This is a genomic window from Megasphaera paucivorans, from assembly GCF_900103535.1.
Lineage (GTDB): Bacteria > Bacillota > Negativicutes > Veillonellales > Megasphaeraceae > Megasphaera_A > Megasphaera_A paucivorans.
Genome location: NZ_FNHQ01000002.1, coordinates 102,804 through 120,612, shown reverse-complemented (window position 1 = coordinate 120,612; position 17,809 = coordinate 102,804). Strand labels below are relative to the sequence as shown.

Genomic DNA, 17,809 nt, shown 5'->3' with positions numbered 1-17,809 from the left:
GGTGATATAACGTGCAAAATATACTTGCCATAACGAACCGCACATTAGCTCCCAACAGTTATTGGGAACAATTAGAAAAAATAGCCGCATCGGATGTAAGCACCTTGATTCTGAGAGAAAAAACACTAAATGAAGAGGATTACATGACATATGCCCGGCAAGCATTGCAAATCTGCAATGCTCACGGAAAGACGTGCATTCTCCATCACTTTGGGAAAACAGCTATTCAGCTTCATGTTCCACGATTTCAATGTTCCTTGTCCTATCTACGGATTCATTCTTCTATTCGTTATTTTATGACTACCTTAGGAGTTTCTGTGCATACGGCAGGAGAAGCAAAAGAAGCAGAAGAACTTGGGGCTACCTACATCATGGCCAGCCACATCTTTGAGACAAATTGCAAGCCGGATTCCCCTCCCATCGGAATCAGCGAACTAAAAAATATTTGTAATGCTGTTTCCATTCCGGTATATGCCTTAGGCGGAATTACTGAAAAAAATATTGCTGCGCTGAACGCTCTTCCTATTTCAGGTATAGCGCTTATGTCCAGCTTAATGACTTGCTCCGATATACCTGCATATTTAAGACAGCTGGACAATAACTAACTACTTGTATAGCCATTCTAAAAAGGAGCCTTCGTATGAAGCAAGCTTACATTATAATAGACATGCAGAATGATTTTATTACAGGTACGCTGGGATCGGCATCGGCACAACGTATTGTTCCCCGCATTGAAGAGGAAATTATCAAAGTAAAGAAAAATGCAGCCGATACGACAAAACTCATTTTCACACAAGATACACACGATGAGCGGTATTTGGACACACAAGAAGGAAAAAATCTCCCCATACAACACTGTCAAAAGGATAGTCATGGCTGGAATATTTGTCGCGATCTTCTGCCGTATACACTGGATGCTGTTGTTTTAGAAAAATCCACATTTGGATGCACTGCACTCATAGAAGAAGCCGTGCCTTATGATACACTGATCCTTATGGGACTTTGTACCGATATTTGCATCATTTCCAATGCACTGCTGCTTAAGGCTTTTTATCCTGAAAAAAACATTGCAGTATACAGCAACTGCTGTGCCGGAAGTACTGAAGACGCACATCAAACGGCCCTAACTGCTATGCAGGCTTGTCAAATCCATATACGATAACCGAATCACACTCTGTACCAACATATACCCGGAATAGATTGTACCCCCTATGTTATTTTTCGATTAACTATATAGGGGGTACTTCCATATTATTTTTTTGTATTATATAATAAAAAATATTTTTGCTGCATCCTTCCTTATGTAATCCTATTCCAAATAAAAATCCGTCGACATAAACCAACCCGGCATCACGTCAACACTATGTTTATTCCTATGCATATGACCAATATTTTAATTACATTTTGCAAAATAATATTGTATTTTATTTCACAAAATGATATGATAATCTATGTTTATAAAAGTTCTTATACCGAGAAAGGGATGTAAAAACATGAAAAATAAATCTTTAGTATTAGCAGCTATGTTAGCAACATGTATTACTTCTTTTGCCTTTGCAGCCCCACAGACACAATGGAACAAAGGAGAAACTCAAATTGATTTAGGTCTTTGGAATGCGAAAGCCGAATCCGGCGGTTCTACGGGCAGTAAATGGAATGTAAACGGCGGTGCAACCTACGGCTTAACCGACCAATGGGCCGTACAATATGAATATTCCGGTTTAAAGACAAAGCATGACGATACTACCGGAAATTCGCAGGAAATAAATGCTGTATATTCTCTTAATAAAAATGTTGCCGTGTATGGCGGCTGGAACCGCATTAAAAATTCGTTCAATAATGTCGGAAGCGATGAAAGTGCCCGCAATTATAACTGTACAAATAACGTACTGCAATTAGGTGTTATTGCAAAAAAATCTATTGGAAATAATTTTGATGTGTACGCTAAAGGCGCTTTGGGAACAAAAAAGACTTCCTTGTGGGAAGCCGGCATCAATTATGCTGTATCTAAAAATCTGGACGTCAATGCAGGATATCGGTATGTCAATACGGAAATTAATGATGATATCAATCTTACCTATAAAGGTGCTATCATCGGCGCCTCCTATCGCTTAGGAAGCGGCAAATAAAGTTTAATAGTAATACGAAAAAGATTTTTATGCGTTACAAAAAAGACGATGGCTGAATCGCTTTTTTGTAACGCATTTTTATAATAAATTAGCTTTAAAAAATAATCTATATGCCATAAAGATAAATTGTATCTATTACGCTATTTCTTTGTTTTATTTAAATACAAAATATATTCATCTCCCCATATTTTAAGCACCGACAAAACACTTTTAAATTTCTCGCCTACTTCACTTAACCGATATTCTACTCGGGGAGGTATCTGCTGATATTCTGTCCGAATAATCAATCCTTCCTTTTCCAGCGTTTTTAATTGACGTGATAATGTTGTGTGTGTCATTTCTTCAGGCATTCGTCTCTGAAGTTCATTAAAACGAATCGCCCCCTCAGATAAAAGATATAAAATATACATAGACCACTTTCCAGTTAATACCTTTTGCGCAGTTACATAAGGGCAACGTCCAAACAATTCCTTCTTTTCCATACACGTTCCTTTCTGATACCGGTATCAATAAATATCGTACTTGCTTTATTTATCCTGTACGTTATAATTATACTTGCAAATAACAACAAATACAACTGTATCTATGGAAGGAGATTTTAAAATGAATGAAATAATGGAATATCTAAAATCTTGCGGAACATTTTATCTTGCCACCAGTGATGCCGGACAAGCTCATGTTAGACCATTTGGAGCGGTATGTTCCTTTGAAGGGAAATTGTACATTGTTACCAATAATCAAAAAAAAGTTTATCATCAAATGAAAAAAAATGAAAAAATCGAAATATGCGGCATGTACAAAGGAACATGGATTCGAGTCGAAGGCAATGTCAAAGAAGACTTACGCCGAGAAGCCAGAGCAGCTATGATGAATGCCAACCAGTCAGTATTAAGCAGTATGTACACCGTTGATGATAATTTAATGACTGTGTTTTATTTTGAACATGGCACAGCTACTATTTATTCTTTCACAACAAATCCTAAAATAATTGAATTCTAATGTATGCTTGCAAATAAAAAAAAGCCGCCGCATATGCAGTGCTCGTATAAAGGGGACACCTCGACTGACTTCTTAGAACCTGATACGCTCTTACAAGGTACTGTTACAAAACGATAGACAGTCAATATTGCCTCTAAAACAGAGTGATACGCATGAACGATATAATAAAATATAATCTTGTTATATTTAATCGCACTTCGTTGCACTTTTGCAACAAAAAAAGTAAACCGCCCCACCCTAGACAAATAGACGGTTTACTTAAAATTTAACTTATTGGGGACTGACGGTTTATCGGTCAGTCCCTTTTACATGTTCCTTATACAGAACCGGCAAACAGCTATGATCAAAACCGCAGGAGGAGAGAGTGGAGACGATAGTAAATTGCTGCACAATAGGGCGAAGATGGCTAAACATTATACTAGTCAAATGAAAACAAAAAAAGAAACCTTACCTTATGCAGTGGCAAAGTTTCAAAATAAAAGTAAAAACAACTCTTTGGTGGGATTAGGGAGACTCGAACTCTCGACCTCCACGATGTGAGCGTGGCGCTCTAACCTGCTGAGCTATAATCCCAAGTGTACTTCTCCATTATAACAAGCTGAAAAAAAATTGCAAGCTTCATTTGGCAACGTATACCAAATGATTTTAAATAACAGTGTATATATGTTATTTATATGGTTTTAATTATTGACATATGTCACAAATAATCATATAATAATGCCATACCTTAAAAGGGAGGTTTTTTCCTATGCCACGTCCTCAACGTTGCCGCCGTGTTTGTTCTATGCCAAGATCAGGAGAATTTGCTCCTGCTGGAATAGCTTGTCCAAATACTATAGATACTGTAATTATGAGTATTGATGAATATGAGGTAATCCGTTTGATTGACTTGGTCGGATTAACGCAGGAACAATGTGCTTTGCAAATTAATGTTGCGCGAACAACTGTTACCGGTATTTATGATGTTGCCCGCCGTAAAATTGCCGATGCCCTCGTCCATGGAAAACGCCTGCTTATCGAAGGCGGTAATATTGAACTATGTAAACAATCCGGCAAATGCTGTAATTCCTGCCATTGCCGTTCTACACAACACATAAAAAAAGGAGATTGATAAAATGAGTGAAGAATGTAATCATGAATGTTCCAGCTGCGGCAGCTCTTGTGACAGTCGTACAAAACCAGAAAGCATGCAAGTCGCTCCACATATGGGCACTCACGTAAAACATGTTATTGGTATCGTTAGCGGTAAAGGCGGGGTTGGTAAATCCTTGGTAACCTCTTTATTAGCTGTACAAATGCAGCGAAAAGGATATAAAACAGCGATTTTAGATGCTGATATTACAGGTCCTTCAATTCCAAAAATTTTCGGTATGACCGAAAAAGCTACCGGTGATGAACACGGAATCTTCCCAGTAAATACAAAAAAAGGCATTGAAGTCATGTCCATTAACCTTTTATTAGAAGATACTTCTTCGCCCGTTGTATGGCGTGGTCCCGTCATTGCCGGCGCCGTAAAACAATTTTGGACAGATATCGTTTGGGGCGACATCGACTACATGTTTGTAGACATGCCCCCGGGAACAGGTGATGTTCCGTTAACCGTTTTCCAATCACTTCCTGTCGATGGTATCTTTGTAGTCACCTCTCCCCAGGAACTTGTTTCCATGATAGTGGAAAAAGCACTTAAAATGTCAGAAATGATGCATATTCCCGTATTAGGTCTCATTGAAAACATGAGCTATTTTGAATGTCCTGATTGTCATGAACAGCATGAAATTTTTGGGGCCAGCCATGTTGCAGAAACCGCCGAAAAGTATCAAATTCCTCATTCCATGAAGTTACCAATCGATCCGGAATTTGCAGCTCATTGTGATGCCGGTGACATAGAAAGCTTTAACAAAAATTATTTAGAAGAAACGGCTGCATATTTAGAATCTGTTTTTTGATAGTTTGGGAGGTATTATATGAAAATAGCTGTTACTTATGAAAATGGCTCTGTATTCCAACATTTCGGTCATACGGAACAATTTAAGATTTATACGATAGAAAATAATATCATTACTGCCAGCCAAATACTGGGAACCGATGGTGCCGGTCACGAATCATTAGCTGTTTGGTTAAAACAAGCCGGTGTAAACAAACTTATTTGCGGCGGCATTGGCGGCGGTGCTCAGCAAGCCCTCACCGCTGCCGATATTACTTGGTATGGCGGCGTTACGGGTTCTGCCGATGACGCAGTAAACGCACTATTAAAAGATTCGTTATCGTATGATCCGGATGCTCGCTGCAGTCATCACGATCACGACCAGCAGGGTGACCACCCTCATCACTGCGGTCATCATCAATAAGACTCAGCACATAAAGAAAGCTATATCCCAAATGGGATATAGCTTTCTTTATGTGCTTCTATTTTTTTTGTATCGCAAAAACGTGAGCAATCAAATAATTAATTTTTTCAGGATCATGGAATAACACTGCTACCAATGAACCATCAATTTTACCATGCTGCGCCATTCCCTGCATTATTTGGCGCACTGCATCCCGCTCCATCGTGGCATGATACGGACGTTTTTCCGTAAGTGCTGTGAAAATATCCGCCACCGCAACAATACGGGATCCTAAAGACAGTGACTCCCCTTTGATTCTGAATGGATAGCCCTTTCCATCTAATGTTTCATGATGATATGCCGCCCATACTGCAACATCCTGAAGGCCTTCAATGTTATGAAGAATGTGATACGTATAATACGGATGTTGTTTAATAATATAAAATTCTGAACTATTCAACTTGTCGGGCTTTTCCAAAATAGTGCGGGAAACCGCTAACTTTCCTATATCATGGAGCAATCCCGCAATGCGCATCAACTTCACTTCATCCGAACAAAATCCTTTTTGGCTTGCCAAATATTCGGAAATAACTGCAACCCTGCGGGAATGACCACCGGTAAATGGGTCATTCCAATCGACAACAGTTGCCAATATTTCCGCTATATCCATGACATCCTCTAAGGAATAACAAATATCTCCATATCGGCCAACACGCTTAAAAAATTCAGGAAATGCATAGGCATTGATCAAATCAAGCCAAAATCCTTCTGATTGAGCTATCCGGAGAAATACATCAACTAACTCAGGCTGAAAATATGTTCCGCTCCCTTCACGTATGTTTTCCAAAATACCCGGAACCTGATCAAAAATAAATCGTTGTGCATCAATTTGTATGGCCACATTATCGGAAAGACAAATGATCCGACTCAACAACGGAATTTGTTTTCCCGACAATCCAGATATATTATTCCCATCCCAGCGGTCATGATGATATCGGATATACGGAGCCATATCATGAAATGCTGCAGAATCCTTCAACAACGTATATCCAGCATACGCATGCGCATATAAATCCGCACTTTTCCCCACTCGAAGTCCTGCAACTTTTTCCCAGCTGGCAGCTGCTCCAATATCATGAATAAGTGAAACATGTACCAGCGTTTGCCTCTCTTCGCGTGTTAAATCCAGTTTATCGGCTACATGATCCGCTATCATAGCAACTCTCCATTGATGACTGGATAATCCACCTGCTGATAATTCTAAGGCTAATGATATACTTTGCAGTAATTGAATAGGGCTAATAAAGAAATCCATAATACCCTCCTTTACGAACCAGCGCTGCTTATTTTCTATATCCAGGACACCGACATGCCGCCGCATGATATTAGTTTATATAATGATAGTCTGCATTTTTTCTGTAAGTGCCTGCAGCCTCCACGAACGGGAAACAGGAGAAGTCAATTCTCGCTGCACCAGTTTCCGCATGCCGCTTTTATCTGATTCTTCATACGGTACATGATATATAACCACATTAGGCACATGAAGATAAGACAGCCATTCTTTTCCACGGGCGTCCATATAAGATAATGGATTGACAAACGCAGCTTTTAACGTTGTATCTTTCAATAATTGTACCACATTTTTGACCGCATATGTCCAATCCGTATCTGCCATAAAAAGATAACTATACCCTGATGATATAATAATAATTCCATAATGCCGTGCATTATACTGCGATCCTCCCATATGGATTGTTTTAAAAAATATAATCCAGCTGTCGTCAGAAATCCTATCATAGTATATTTCTTCATCACGTTCTCCTATAGAAAAAATTCTGGCCCCCGATCTGCCGGGCACTACAACGCCCACATCTTCATATTGATTGGGTGGCTCCGTTATCTTAGGAATATATACATTTTGCACGGTATTATGCATAAGATAGGTATTAACATAAGCAGCATTAAAATGATCTTCATGTCGATGAGTAAATGCCAATGTTCGAATATGCCGGAACATAGATGCAGTTCCTTCTGCTGCTGCATCCATCTCATGCAGCGGGTCACTGAAAAATTCATTTTTCCCGTATAACCCGTCAATTACTATAGATAATCCCGTATCCCTCAGCCATACCCCGGCATTGCCTATAAGTGTAACCTTCATTATTTTTCCCGCCTTTTGTTATTATATATAATTAATTTAATTTATTTGCCATTATACGCTAATTTCATTTCTACAATCCGTAATACCTTCTTATCTATTTTATCCCGGGACAATTCTCCGCTGCGATAAGCCTTCAGCAATCCCTTATATACTTCCTGTTCATGCTCATAATCATGACAAACTAAAATAATATCTGCACCGGCTTTAACCGCCATGACTCCCATTTGAGAAAAAGTATAGTGTTTAGACATCGCTCCCATTTCCATATCATCCGTTAAAATAAGACCTTTATATCCGTACTGATTACGTAATATATCCGTCATTATTTTTTCTGACACACATGCCGGATAGTGCGTATCCAATGCCGGAAAAGTCACATTGGAAACCATGACAAACATATTTTTATTATCTATACGCTGTATCAAATCCCGAAAAGGTTTTAAATCTTCCTGTTCCAATTGCTCTCGTCCAACAGCTACACTTGCCCCATCCATATGAGGATCTATTTCTGCCTTGCCGATACCGGGAAAATGTTTAAGAACGCACAAAATACCTGCATCTTTGTACCCGGTACAAGCTTGTTCTGCATAAGTTGAGACCACACCCGGATCATCACTATAAGACCGTCCATGAGATAATCCTAAATCCACAACAGGAGAAAAATTGATATTTATACCCATTTCTTTCAATTCTTTACCCGTAGTTTCTGCCCATATTTTTGTTTCTGAAGGTTTTTTTCGACCTAATTCTTGCTCACTAGGAACTTCCGGAAAATGACTGCGCATCCGCAGTACAGCCCCACCCTCTTGATCAAGCGCAATAAATGGAAAAATCCCACTATTTATGCTGATTTTTTCTTGCAAATCTGCCGTAAGTTTTTTTACCTGATTTTGATTTTGCATATTTCGATCAAATAAAATAACATTGCCAAATTTATATTTAGCTAGTGCACGATCTGTTTTTATATCTACCACCGGGCCAGTAATACCGATCATCATTAACTGCCCTATTTTTTGAGTGTCGCTCATACGTGCTACTATCTGTTTTGCTTGTTCATTTATCGTGTGATGCTGCACCGCTGGCTGCGCCTCATTTTTTACTTCTTGTTTACAGCCGCTGAAGCAGACCGTCATGCTTATCATTACTATACTTGCAATAACTTTATTCATTTTCATATATAAATCCCCTCCCGCCAGATACAATTATATACTTTACATTCATTATACTAAATTTTTTCTTTTCGGCAAAAAAGGGCCGCGCGGAAATGCGACCCTTTACGGGGAAACATATTTATTTATTTTCTTTCCCTACTTTAACATTCATTTTTTCTTCAAAATACTTGACCATCGCTGCCTGATCTTCATTGATATATCCATTATCATTCATCCAATCCATCACCATAAGCACAACATCCGTCATTGGCAAATCAATATCCAGATGATGAGCATAATGCTTTGCATTAATGATATCTTTGCGATGAACTGCAATCCGCGCACCTGGTTCATAATCACGGGCAAGCATTTTAGGAACTTTATTTTCATAGGCGGGTCCACCGGCAAATCCATACCTTGTTGCTTCAAACGTTGTCTGTAAGTCAATACCCGCTTTAGCCGCAAATGCATAGCCTTCAGCAACAGCAACCATATAGGCTCCGGCAATCGTATTATTGACCAGTTTGGTAACATCTCCGCTACCTGTACCTCCCGTATACACAGGAATTCCCATACATTGCAAAAGAGGTTCTACCCGATCATAAATATCTTTATCTCCGCCTGTCATAATTGCCAGCGTACCATCAATCGCCTTCGGATTTCCCCCGCTTACAGGAGAATCCAGCAGTGACATTCCCGCAGCTTTAACCTTTTGGTACATATCAATAATAATATTCGGTGCTGTCGAAGATAAATCAATAATAATGTTGCCCGGCTTGCCATATGCAATCGCTTTTTCAATAGAATTGATAATAATAGGATGTGTTGGCAGCATCTGCATGATTACATCGCAATTTTTGTAAATCTCTGTCTGATCGCTAATAGCATGTCCGCCCGCTGCCTCTAATTCATCCAGTTTTTCTTGGACAACATCAAATCCATACAATTCACAACCTGATTTTTTAATCACATTTTTTGCCATGGGAAGACCCATAACACCTAATCCTAAAAAGCCAATTTTCATTTTGAACAACTCCTTTTATAATAATATAAACAAACAACTATAATCTTAATTTGACTGCTCTGTCACATCAATTTCTCATGTTATTGAGTGAATTTTTGATGTATTAGCAGCATCTGCATAATAAAAAACTTTCTTGTTATAAGACATACATGCGCAAATCTCTCCAGCAGATTCTTCATATGAAAACCGTACTCTTGAATTATAGTTCCAATCATAGGAACTCCCTTGCAATCATTTATAAAAATCTAACGGTTGTAAATCCCCCTCCTTCAACACCCTTTACAATCAGTTACCCTCCGCAAATAATTCATCGGTAATTATTATGATAAATTTTCATCTCTATTATACTATTTTGTAAAAAATACTTCTGTATAATCTATTACAATGTCATTATTTTATGTTATAATTTCATCAAGAACACCCGTATACTATTATCTAAGGAGAGAAGGTACCAACATGACTACCAATGATTTATTCCAGCCAAACCTGCTGTGTATTCCCGAAATATTCAAAGAATACGGTCAAAAAAAGACTTTTCAATCTGGGGAAATTTTATTTATGAAAAATGACCCTGCTGATTATTTATATTATATTATTGACGGCCGCCTGCGCGCATTCCTTCCCTATCCGGATGGCAGTGAACGTACATTATGCTATTTCTCCAATAATAACTTAGCCGGCGAAGAAATATTTGCAACACCGCCTATCCGTATCGTTTGTGCAGGGGCCATGACAAAACTACATACTTATCGGTTAGATGCCAAAACATTACTTCGAGCATGTATGAATGATGATGAAAGCATGCACGAATTACTATCTTTTTTTATGAAAAAAATAACATTGCTGCACAGCTGGATCTTTTATGCTCAATTCATAAAAAATGAAGAAAAAATAGCATGTCTTTTGTATTCTATAACCGATGAAAATGATGATAAAGTAAATTTAACACATGAACAAATCGCTGCTGTTACCGGCATGAGCAGGGTAACGGCAACCCGGGTCATGAACAATTTAGTGGAAAAAGATATGATCATTCAAGAATATAAACATATTCGAGTATTAGACCGTCAAAAATTACGAGAGATATTTGAAGGAAAAGAATTTTACTAACCTCCTTAGGTTATCATTAAATTTTTAATGACAACATCTCCTTTAGATACAGCGAACGCCTCCATATAAAATAGGAGGCGTTCGTTGTATCTCATTACTATCTGTATCGGACTATATTTCACAGTTACTGCATGCTGCTAAATAGTGTATTTCCGCTAATAACAGTATATTGTATGTTACCATTTTCATCAAAAATTGTAACATCAGCATTCTTACCTGCTTCCAGCGATCCCATATGATCATAGACCCCTAGATCTTTCGCTGGATTAATGGTGACCATTGCAATCGTATCTGGTAAAGAAGCACCTGTGTTACTTAAAAAATTCATCACAGCTTTATCCATAGTCAACACACTGCCAGCCAATGCTCCATCTGCCAAACGTGCCTGTCCCTTTTCAACAAATACATCCTGTCCCCCGAGCTCCGACTTCCCATCACCTAAAAGACAAGCTCTCATGGAATCTGTAATAAGAATAATTCCATCACGTCCCTTCACTTTGTATACAAGTTTCTGCATTGCCGGGTGTACATGGAGATTATCGCAAATGAGTTCACAACGAATTTTATCTTCTGTAAAAGCCGCTCCGATAATTCCAGGCGCACGGTGATGCATTGTCGGCATAGCATTGAATAGATGCGTTATATGACAAGCAGCAGTATGTCTCATAACAGACAGAACGTCCTCATAAGAAGCGGCACTGTGCCCGATAGATATCAAGATATTATTTTTTTCACATTTGTCTAAAAATTGATGATTGGAACACATTTCCGGTGCCAAGGTAATAATTTTAATACATTCTCTATACCCTTCCAGCCATGAAAAATCAGGTGCTGCGATATTTTTTCCATCCTGCGCACCTTTATACTCAGCATTAATAAACGGCCCTTCCATATGCGCTCCTAAAATATGTGCTCCTTGGATTTTCCCTTGTGAATGTTTAATACGCGTTAAAATCCGTTCGACCCGCGGCCGATCATAGGTCATTGTAGTAGGAACAAATGCCGTAACACCTGTCCGCGGTAATAATTCGCTTATCGTTTCCAAGGCTTCATCTGTATCATCCATTACATCATAACCACCGCAGCCATGCAAATGTTCATTAATAAATCCCGCCGATACAAATCCCCCCTGTGCATTTATAATATCTGTACAATGACCGGCATGCCATTCATTCCTCGGTATGATTCCTTTTATTTTTTCATCATACAAGAGTACCTGACCTGTTGCCAGTTCATGCGGCAAAATAATAATTCCATTAATAATCGCCTTCATATTCTTTCATCTCCACTGCTATGTATATTTCTTTTAGTATATCATAGAATATCAATATTTTTCCTTGGATGCAGTCTCCTTATAAAATTTATCACTATTTATATTTTGCTTTCCCCGTAGTTTTAGCATTATAATAAAGTATATTATAGTATTCAGAAAGGGTCTTCGTATGATCGAATTAGAAAAACTCTATACAGAAAAATCAAACCCTGCTAGTGAACAAATTGATACTGTCTCAACACTAGAAATGACACGTATCATAAATAATGAAGATAAAAAAGTTGCTCAGGCAATTGAATGCATTCTTCCTCAGATAGCCGCGGCTATTGATCTTACTGCTCCTGCACTTCGCGCAGGAGGCCGTCTGTTCTACATAGGCGCCGGGACTTCCGGACGCTTGGGGATCTTGGATGCCGTAGAATGCCCGCCTACTTATGGAACAGACCCACAAACAATACAAGGTTTGATCGCCGGCGGATACAATGCCATGTTTCGAGCTAAAGAAGGTTCCGAAGATGCAAAAGAGTTGGGCGAATTTGATTTAAAAGCCAACAATCTAACGAACAGTGATGTTGTCATCGGCCTATCCGCCTCCGGCAGAACCCCGTATGTATTAGGGGGATTAGCCTATGCCTCTTCTATCGGCGCTGTTACAATTTCTATTGATTGTTCCCCGAACTCAAGTATCTCTCATTATGCACAAATTGATTTATGCGCACTCGTCGGGCCTGAAGTAATAACTGGATCCACCCGCATGAAGGCCGGCACGGCGCAAAAAATGATCCTCAATATGCTCTCAACCGGAATCATGATCAAATTAGGAAAGGTATATGGCAACCTGATGGTAGATGTCAAATCTTCTAATGAAAAATTAAAAGAACGAGCCCTGCGTATTGTCATGAAAGCTGCCGGCTGCAACCGTGAAACAGCGATTGCAGCACTATCGAAAACCAACAATAATACGAAAGAAGCAATTATTGCGGCCGCGCTGGATATCTCTAAACAAGAGGCTTCCTCTTTATTAACAGCTTGCAACGGGTATGTTTATCTGGCTTTACAAAAGAAAAAGAGGTTGCATCATGACTAATAAAGAATTAGCACAAGCCATTTTTTCTATTACCGGCCCTGCAAATAATATTATCCGTGTTCAAAACTGTATGACACGGCTGCGGTTACATGTACAAGAAGAACATTTTGTCAAAGAAGATTTTCTTAATCTCCCCGGCGTTATCGGCGTCAACAAAATAAATGATGAATGGCAAATCATTTTAGGTCCGGGAAAAGCCACAAATGTTACCACCGAATTCAAAAATTTATTAGAACCAGTCGATACCACGGGAGAGCAAGAAAACACATTTTTCCAGCTGGCACAAAATGCCCAAATCGGCGACGGTAAAGCTCTCCATGATACAATTCGACAGAAAAATGCAACTCCCGGAAAGTTAATACTAAAAAAAATATCTAATATTTTTATTCCTATTATTCCCGCTTTTATCGCTTGCGGCTTAATTACAGGACTGTTAAATATCTGTATAAAATTAAATCCTTTATTAGCTGCACTGCCAATAATACAAATTTTAGGAATTGCCGGCAATGCCGCCTTTTGGGGCCTAAACTTGTTCGTCGGCATTAGTGCTGCCAAAGAATTTGGCGGTTCTCCCATGCTAGGCGGTGTTATGGCCGCCATTATCACCCATCCAGGTTTAACCCATATCAGTGTGTTCGGCAGCTTTCTTGTGCCGGGAAGAGGCGGTATTATCGCCGTCTTACTCGTCGTACTTTTTGCTTCTGTTTTAGAAAAGCACCTTCATAAAATTATCCCCGAAATGTTCGACCTCTTTCTAACCCCCCTTATCGTCGTACTTATTTCCACTTTCATCGCTTTATTTATCTGTCAGCCTATCGGGGGGTATCTTTCAGAAATAATTGGCTTTGCCGCTACAGAATCCATCGGCAGAGGGGGTGCCCTAACTGGTTTTATTTTAGGCGGAACTTTTTTACCAATGGTTATGCTTGGTATTCATCAAGGATTAACTCCTATTCATGCAGAATTGTTATCTCGCTATGGGGTAACTATTCTCTTGCCCATCTTGGCCATGTCTGGCGGCGGTCAGGTAGGTGCCGCTATTGCCGTATATATCAAAACAAAAAATCATCGTTTAAAAAAGACGATTATTTCTTCCCTTCCAGTGGGTCTCATGGGTATTGGTGAACCGCTCATTTATGGAGTAACACTACCTTTAGGAAAACCTTTTATTGGTGCTTGTATCGGCGGTGCTTGCGGCGGTGCTATTCAGGCTGCCTATATGGTAGGTTCGGCAACATTGGGAATTTCCGGCTTGCCCCTAGCTGCCGCTGCAGATAATATCCCTATCTATTTATTAGGCTTAGTCACAGCTTATATTACCGGTTTCATCGCCACATGGATCATTGGCTTTGATGATCTTCAAAATAAATAGGAGGTTCGTATGCAAACAGGCATTTCATTATATCCGGGGTTAGACAACACACTGGAACAAAATATGGAGTTATTAAAAAAAGCAAAAAACTATGGAATCAATCGTATCTTTACATCATTGCACATTCCTGAAACAAATCAAACATTGTTCAAAAAAGAATTGCGGGACCTATTACTGCAAGCTCACATACTTCAATTAGATGTGGTATGTGATGTTTCCCCCCAGGCTTGTACGCTTCTCGGCCTGAAAAAATTAGACCCCATTGAATTACAAAAAATAGGTATTACGACTATTCGCTGTGATTACGGCTTTAGTATTGATAAAATTGCATTATTCAGTACTATCATGCAGGTTCAGCTTAATGCTTCTACACTTACTCATGATACTCTTACCGCTCTTCAAGCCGCGAACGCTGATTTTTCCCATATGGATGCCCTGCATAATTTTTATCCCAGGCCCTATACAGGACTAAGTGAGCGCTATTTCTGCAGTCAAAACAACTATCTCCGGGAAAAAGGAATTTCTGTAGGTGCTTTTATTCCCAGCTGCAGCAGCGGACGCCGTGGTCCTCTTTATGAAGGGCTGCCCACACTGGAAGCACATCGGAACATAAGCGTCAGCTTAGCAGCTCGTCATTTAACAGCATTAGACACAGACTCTATTTTTATTGGTGATTCTTATCCTACGGACGAAGAACTATCTGCTCTTACACAAACACAAAAAAATGTAGTGGTTCTAAAAGCCCGTTTATTAAGTCATGATCCCTTTGTTCGTGATTTTCTCTCCCACTCCTTTACCGCTCGCCAAGATCCCTCTCGCGACGCTGTACGTGCACAAGAAAGCCGTAATTTATTACATGGTCATACTATCCAGCCAGATGCTACAACCATTCTCGACAAACGTTTGGGAGACATTACCATAGACAATAAAGACTATAAGCGCTACATGGGAGAAGTACAAATTATTACAACGGAACAACCTTCCAATGAACGAACCAATATTGCCGCCCGAATCATACCGAATGAACTCTTTCTCATCAAATACATCACACCGGGACGACAATTCCGTTTCGAATTTATACGATAACCAAATATGTCAATATAAATTCACCGGAACCTGTCATTGGCATAGCTCATTTATGTAATTTTTTTAGAAAATTTTACAAGACTTATCGTAAATACCCCAATAATAAATACTCCCAGCGCGGCTGCCTGTGTCCATAAATATTGTATGCCTATTCCTTTAAGAATAATGCCCCGCATGATTTCCATATAAAAAGTAGCGGGCAGTATATCCCCTAAATAATAAAAGAGAGTCGGCATCGCTTCACGCGGAAACATAAATCCTGATAAAAGCACGCTAGGCAGTAAAACAAAGAAGGACATTTGCATCGCTTGCATTTGTGTTTTAGCTATTGTTGATATCAAAATTCCTAAGGCCAAAGAGGCTACTATAAAAGGCGTTGTTAATAAAAACAATAAACTTAAGCTTCCCCGCACCGGTAAATCGAAGACGAGGATGCCGGCGGATAGTGCCACCGCAGCTTGAATATATCCAACAAAAATATATGGAATAATTTTCCCCAGCATAAGTTCATATGACTTCATCGGTGTTACCAAAAGCTGTTCCAACGTTCCCGTTTCCCGTTCCCGTACAATTGCCATAGATGTTATCATAACCATTGTCATGGTTAGGACAATTCCCAAAATACCGGGAACCATATAATATGCAGTTACAAAATCTGAATTATACCAAGGCCTGATACGTATATCATACGGTGTAATATATTTTTCTCCAGTTAATTGCCGATATTTTTTTCCCATAAGTTCCTGCGATTTTAGCTGACCAATAATTTGTGCCGCATTAATGGCCGAAGAGGCAGTCATAGAGTCCGATGCATCTACAATAACCTGCACTTCAGCGCTCCGTCCATGCTTTATATTACTGGCAAAGTCAGGGGGAATAATGATACCGACTTTTTCTCGTCCGGCATCAACAGCCTCATCCACTTCTTCAAAATTACCCGCAATATCTTTGATATCAAAATAGCCGCTGGCAGTAAAAGAATCCAGTAGGTCACGGCTATCCTGCTGCAGACATTGATCATACACAATGGTTGGCAAATGCTTAACATCGGTATTAATAGCAAATCCAAACAACAGCAGTTGTACCACTGGCAAAAAAAGCATCATGGCAATAACTGCTTTATCGCGTTTCATTTGCAAAAATTCTTTGACCAGCAATGCTTTTAAGCGAATCATCCGGATACCTCCCCACGAAATTTCCGTAGATAATATACAAATACATCTTCCAATGTTGGACGGATAATTTGTGGAGAAAAAACGGTAAATTCTTCTAATTGATTTCTATCTGCTAGTATATGCAATGCTACTCCGAACGGGTACATATCTATATATGGCTTTCTATCTTTTTCTATGATTTTTTTCAATTTCAAGGGTTCATCTGATTTTATTTCCAGCAGGATTCCTGGCAATGTACTTTTTAAATTTGCAATCGTATCATCCACGATTAATTTACCATCAAAAAGAAATCCTACTTTATCACAGCGTTCTGCTTCATCCATCAAGTGTGTCGTTACCATGATAGTTGTACCGGCAGCCGCCAATTCACAAACAATATCCCAAAATAAGCGCCGAGCCATGGGATCCACACCGCCTGTAGGTTCATCTAGAAAAAGAACCTTGGGGCGATGAAGAATCGCACACCCTAATGCCAGTCTTTGACGCCATCCGCCTGACAGATTCCCTGCTAATTCTCGCTTTCGCTTAGATAGGTCCGCCATATCCAGCATAGCTTCTATCCGCTCCTTTTTTTCATTTCCTTTTAAGCTGTACATTCCCGCATAAAAAGATAAATTTTCATACACAGTTAAATCCGGATACAGGCTGAATTTTTGTGACATATATCCCATTTGAGCCCTTATTTTATCTTGTTCCATCACAATATCGTGACCCAAGATAGATCCTTTCCCTTCATCAGGAGTTAAAACCCCGCATAACATACGTATCATTGTTGATTTTCCTGAACCGTTAGAACCAAGAAATCCATAGATAGTACCTGGTTTTATTGCAAGATCAACATGATCAACAGCTGTTAGTGATCCAAAACGCCGTGTCAATCCAACCGCCTCTACAGCATACATTTTATCATCTCCC

At 39.3% G+C, this 17,809-nt stretch carries 19 protein-coding genes and 1 tRNA gene; 11 read left to right on the top strand and 9 right to left on the bottom strand.

Annotation, left to right across the window (positions count from 1 at the left end; genetic code table 11):
• Window positions 1-11 precede the first annotated feature (11 nt).
• From BLR11_RS01865 to BLR11_RS01855, 3 genes are all read left to right on the top strand, one after another.
• Window positions 12-605 (top strand): thiamine phosphate synthase, encoded by a 594-nt coding sequence (locus BLR11_RS01865; protein ID WP_091647683.1) that lies wholly within the window; start codon window positions 12-14, stop codon window positions 603-605.
• Between the two features lie 35 nt (window positions 606-640).
• On the top strand, window positions 641-1,162 hold the full coding sequence (locus tag BLR11_RS01860; RefSeq protein WP_091647681.1) for a cysteine hydrolase family protein: 522 nt from the start codon (window positions 641-643) through the stop codon (window positions 1,160-1,162).
• Between the two features lie 331 nt (window positions 1,163-1,493).
• Complete coding sequence (locus tag BLR11_RS01855) at window positions 1,494-2,129, top strand: outer membrane beta-barrel protein (RefSeq protein WP_091647679.1); 636 nt, start codon at window positions 1,494-1,496, stop codon at window positions 2,127-2,129.
• 140 nt (window positions 2,130-2,269) lie between these two features.
• Here BLR11_RS01855 and BLR11_RS01850 read toward each other — a convergent pair whose 3' ends face one another.
• Window positions 2,270-2,611, bottom strand: coding sequence for a winged helix-turn-helix transcriptional regulator (locus BLR11_RS01850; protein ID WP_091647677.1), 342 nt, complete (start codon window positions 2,609-2,611; stop codon window positions 2,270-2,272).
• A gap of 121 nt (window positions 2,612-2,732) precedes the next feature.
• Here BLR11_RS01850 and BLR11_RS01845 point away from each other — a divergent pair, with 121 nt between their 5' ends.
• The gene (locus BLR11_RS01845) at window positions 2,733-3,128 is read left to right on the top strand and encodes a pyridoxamine 5'-phosphate oxidase family protein (RefSeq protein ID WP_091647675.1); all 396 of its coding nucleotides are present in this window, start codon (window positions 2,733-2,735) and stop codon (window positions 3,126-3,128) included.
• A gap of 496 nt (window positions 3,129-3,624) precedes the next feature.
• Here the strand turns inward: BLR11_RS01845 and BLR11_RS01840 are convergent.
• Window positions 3,625-3,701: transfer RNA gene (locus BLR11_RS01840), tRNA-Val, on the bottom strand.
• Between the two features lie 175 nt (window positions 3,702-3,876).
• On the opposite strand from BLR11_RS01840, the gene BLR11_RS01835 reads away from it, so the two are divergent.
• Genes BLR11_RS01835 through BLR11_RS01825 form a run of 3 tightly spaced genes read left to right on the top strand, consistent with a single transcriptional unit; the run spans window position 3,877 to window position 5,476 of the window.
• Window positions 3,877-4,239: a DUF134 domain-containing protein gene (locus BLR11_RS01835; protein ID WP_091647674.1), complete on the top strand. Its 363-nt coding sequence runs from the start codon at window positions 3,877-3,879 to the stop codon at window positions 4,237-4,239.
• 4 nt (window positions 4,240-4,243) lie between these two features.
• On the top strand, window positions 4,244-5,074 hold the full coding sequence (locus tag BLR11_RS01830) for an Mrp/NBP35 family ATP-binding protein (RefSeq protein ID WP_091647673.1): 831 nt from the start codon (window positions 4,244-4,246) through the stop codon (window positions 5,072-5,074).
• Window positions 5,075-5,092: 18 nt separating this feature from the next.
• On the top strand, window positions 5,093-5,476 hold the full coding sequence (locus BLR11_RS01825; protein ID WP_091647672.1) for a NifB/NifX family molybdenum-iron cluster-binding protein: 384 nt from the start codon (window positions 5,093-5,095) through the stop codon (window positions 5,474-5,476).
• 58 nt (window positions 5,477-5,534) lie between these two features.
• Here BLR11_RS01825 and BLR11_RS01820 read toward each other — a convergent pair whose 3' ends face one another.
• From BLR11_RS01820 to BLR11_RS01805, 4 genes are all read right to left on the bottom strand, one after another.
• Window positions 5,535-6,770 carry an HD-GYP domain-containing protein gene (locus tag BLR11_RS01820; protein WP_091647671.1) on the bottom strand — a complete coding sequence of 412 codons (1,236 nt, stop codon included), beginning with the start codon at window positions 6,768-6,770 and terminating at the stop codon, window positions 5,535-5,537.
• Between the two features lie 75 nt (window positions 6,771-6,845).
• The gene (locus BLR11_RS01815; RefSeq protein ID WP_091647670.1) at window positions 6,846-7,616 is read right to left on the bottom strand and encodes an MBL fold metallo-hydrolase; all 771 of its coding nucleotides are present in this window, start codon (window positions 7,614-7,616) and stop codon (window positions 6,846-6,848) included.
• A 41-nt stretch (window positions 7,617-7,657) separates the two neighbouring features.
• Window positions 7,658-8,791 carry a glycoside hydrolase family 3 protein gene (locus BLR11_RS01810; RefSeq protein WP_091647669.1) on the bottom strand — a complete coding sequence of 378 codons (1,134 nt, stop codon included), beginning with the start codon at window positions 8,789-8,791 and terminating at the stop codon, window positions 7,658-7,660.
• Window positions 8,792-8,906: 115 nt separating this feature from the next.
• Entirely contained in the window at window positions 8,907-9,791 is an 885-nt protein-coding gene (locus BLR11_RS01805) for an NAD(P)-dependent oxidoreductase (RefSeq protein WP_091647668.1), read from the bottom strand.
• Window positions 9,792-10,247: 456 nt separating this feature from the next.
• Here BLR11_RS01805 and BLR11_RS01800 point away from each other — a divergent pair, with 456 nt between their 5' ends.
• The gene (locus BLR11_RS01800; protein WP_176762834.1) at window positions 10,248-10,901 is read left to right on the top strand and encodes a Crp/Fnr family transcriptional regulator; all 654 of its coding nucleotides are present in this window, start codon (window positions 10,248-10,250) and stop codon (window positions 10,899-10,901) included.
• A 124-nt stretch (window positions 10,902-11,025) separates the two neighbouring features.
• Here the strand turns inward: BLR11_RS01800 and nagA are convergent, their stop codons facing one another.
• Window positions 11,026-12,174 carry an N-acetylglucosamine-6-phosphate deacetylase gene (nagA, locus tag BLR11_RS01795; protein ID WP_091647664.1) on the bottom strand — a complete coding sequence of 383 codons (1,149 nt, stop codon included), beginning with the start codon at window positions 12,172-12,174 and terminating at the stop codon, window positions 11,026-11,028.
• Window positions 12,175-12,343: 169 nt separating this feature from the next.
• Between nagA and murQ the strand changes: the two genes are divergently transcribed.
• From murQ to BLR11_RS01780, 3 genes are read left to right on the top strand one after another with little or no spacing between them, the layout of a single operon-like run.
• Entirely contained in the window at window positions 12,344-13,261 is a 918-nt protein-coding gene (gene murQ, locus BLR11_RS01790) for an N-acetylmuramic acid 6-phosphate etherase (protein WP_091647662.1), read from the top strand.
• A complete protein-coding gene (locus BLR11_RS01785) occupies window positions 13,254-14,633 on the top strand; it encodes a PTS transporter subunit EIIC (protein WP_091647660.1) in 1,380 nt (459 codons plus the stop codon). Before murQ ends, BLR11_RS01785 begins: the two co-directional genes overlap by 8 nt.
• A 9-nt stretch (window positions 14,634-14,642) precedes the next feature.
• Complete coding sequence (locus tag BLR11_RS01780) at window positions 14,643-15,719, top strand: DUF871 domain-containing protein (RefSeq protein WP_091647658.1); 1,077 nt, start codon at window positions 14,643-14,645, stop codon at window positions 15,717-15,719.
• Window positions 15,720-15,769: 50 nt separating this feature from the next.
• Here the strand turns inward: BLR11_RS01780 and BLR11_RS01775 are convergent, their stop codons facing one another.
• Both BLR11_RS01775 and BLR11_RS01770 read right to left on the bottom strand, forming a co-directional pair.
• Window positions 15,770-16,894, bottom strand: coding sequence for an ABC transporter permease (locus tag BLR11_RS01775; protein ID WP_091647656.1), 1,125 nt, complete (start codon window positions 16,892-16,894; stop codon window positions 15,770-15,772).
• The gene (locus tag BLR11_RS01770; RefSeq protein WP_091647654.1) at window positions 16,891-17,796 is read right to left on the bottom strand and encodes an ABC transporter ATP-binding protein; all 906 of its coding nucleotides are present in this window, start codon (window positions 17,794-17,796) and stop codon (window positions 16,891-16,893) included. Before BLR11_RS01770 ends, BLR11_RS01775 begins: the two co-directional genes overlap by 4 nt.
• Window positions 17,797-17,809 lie beyond the last annotated feature (13 nt).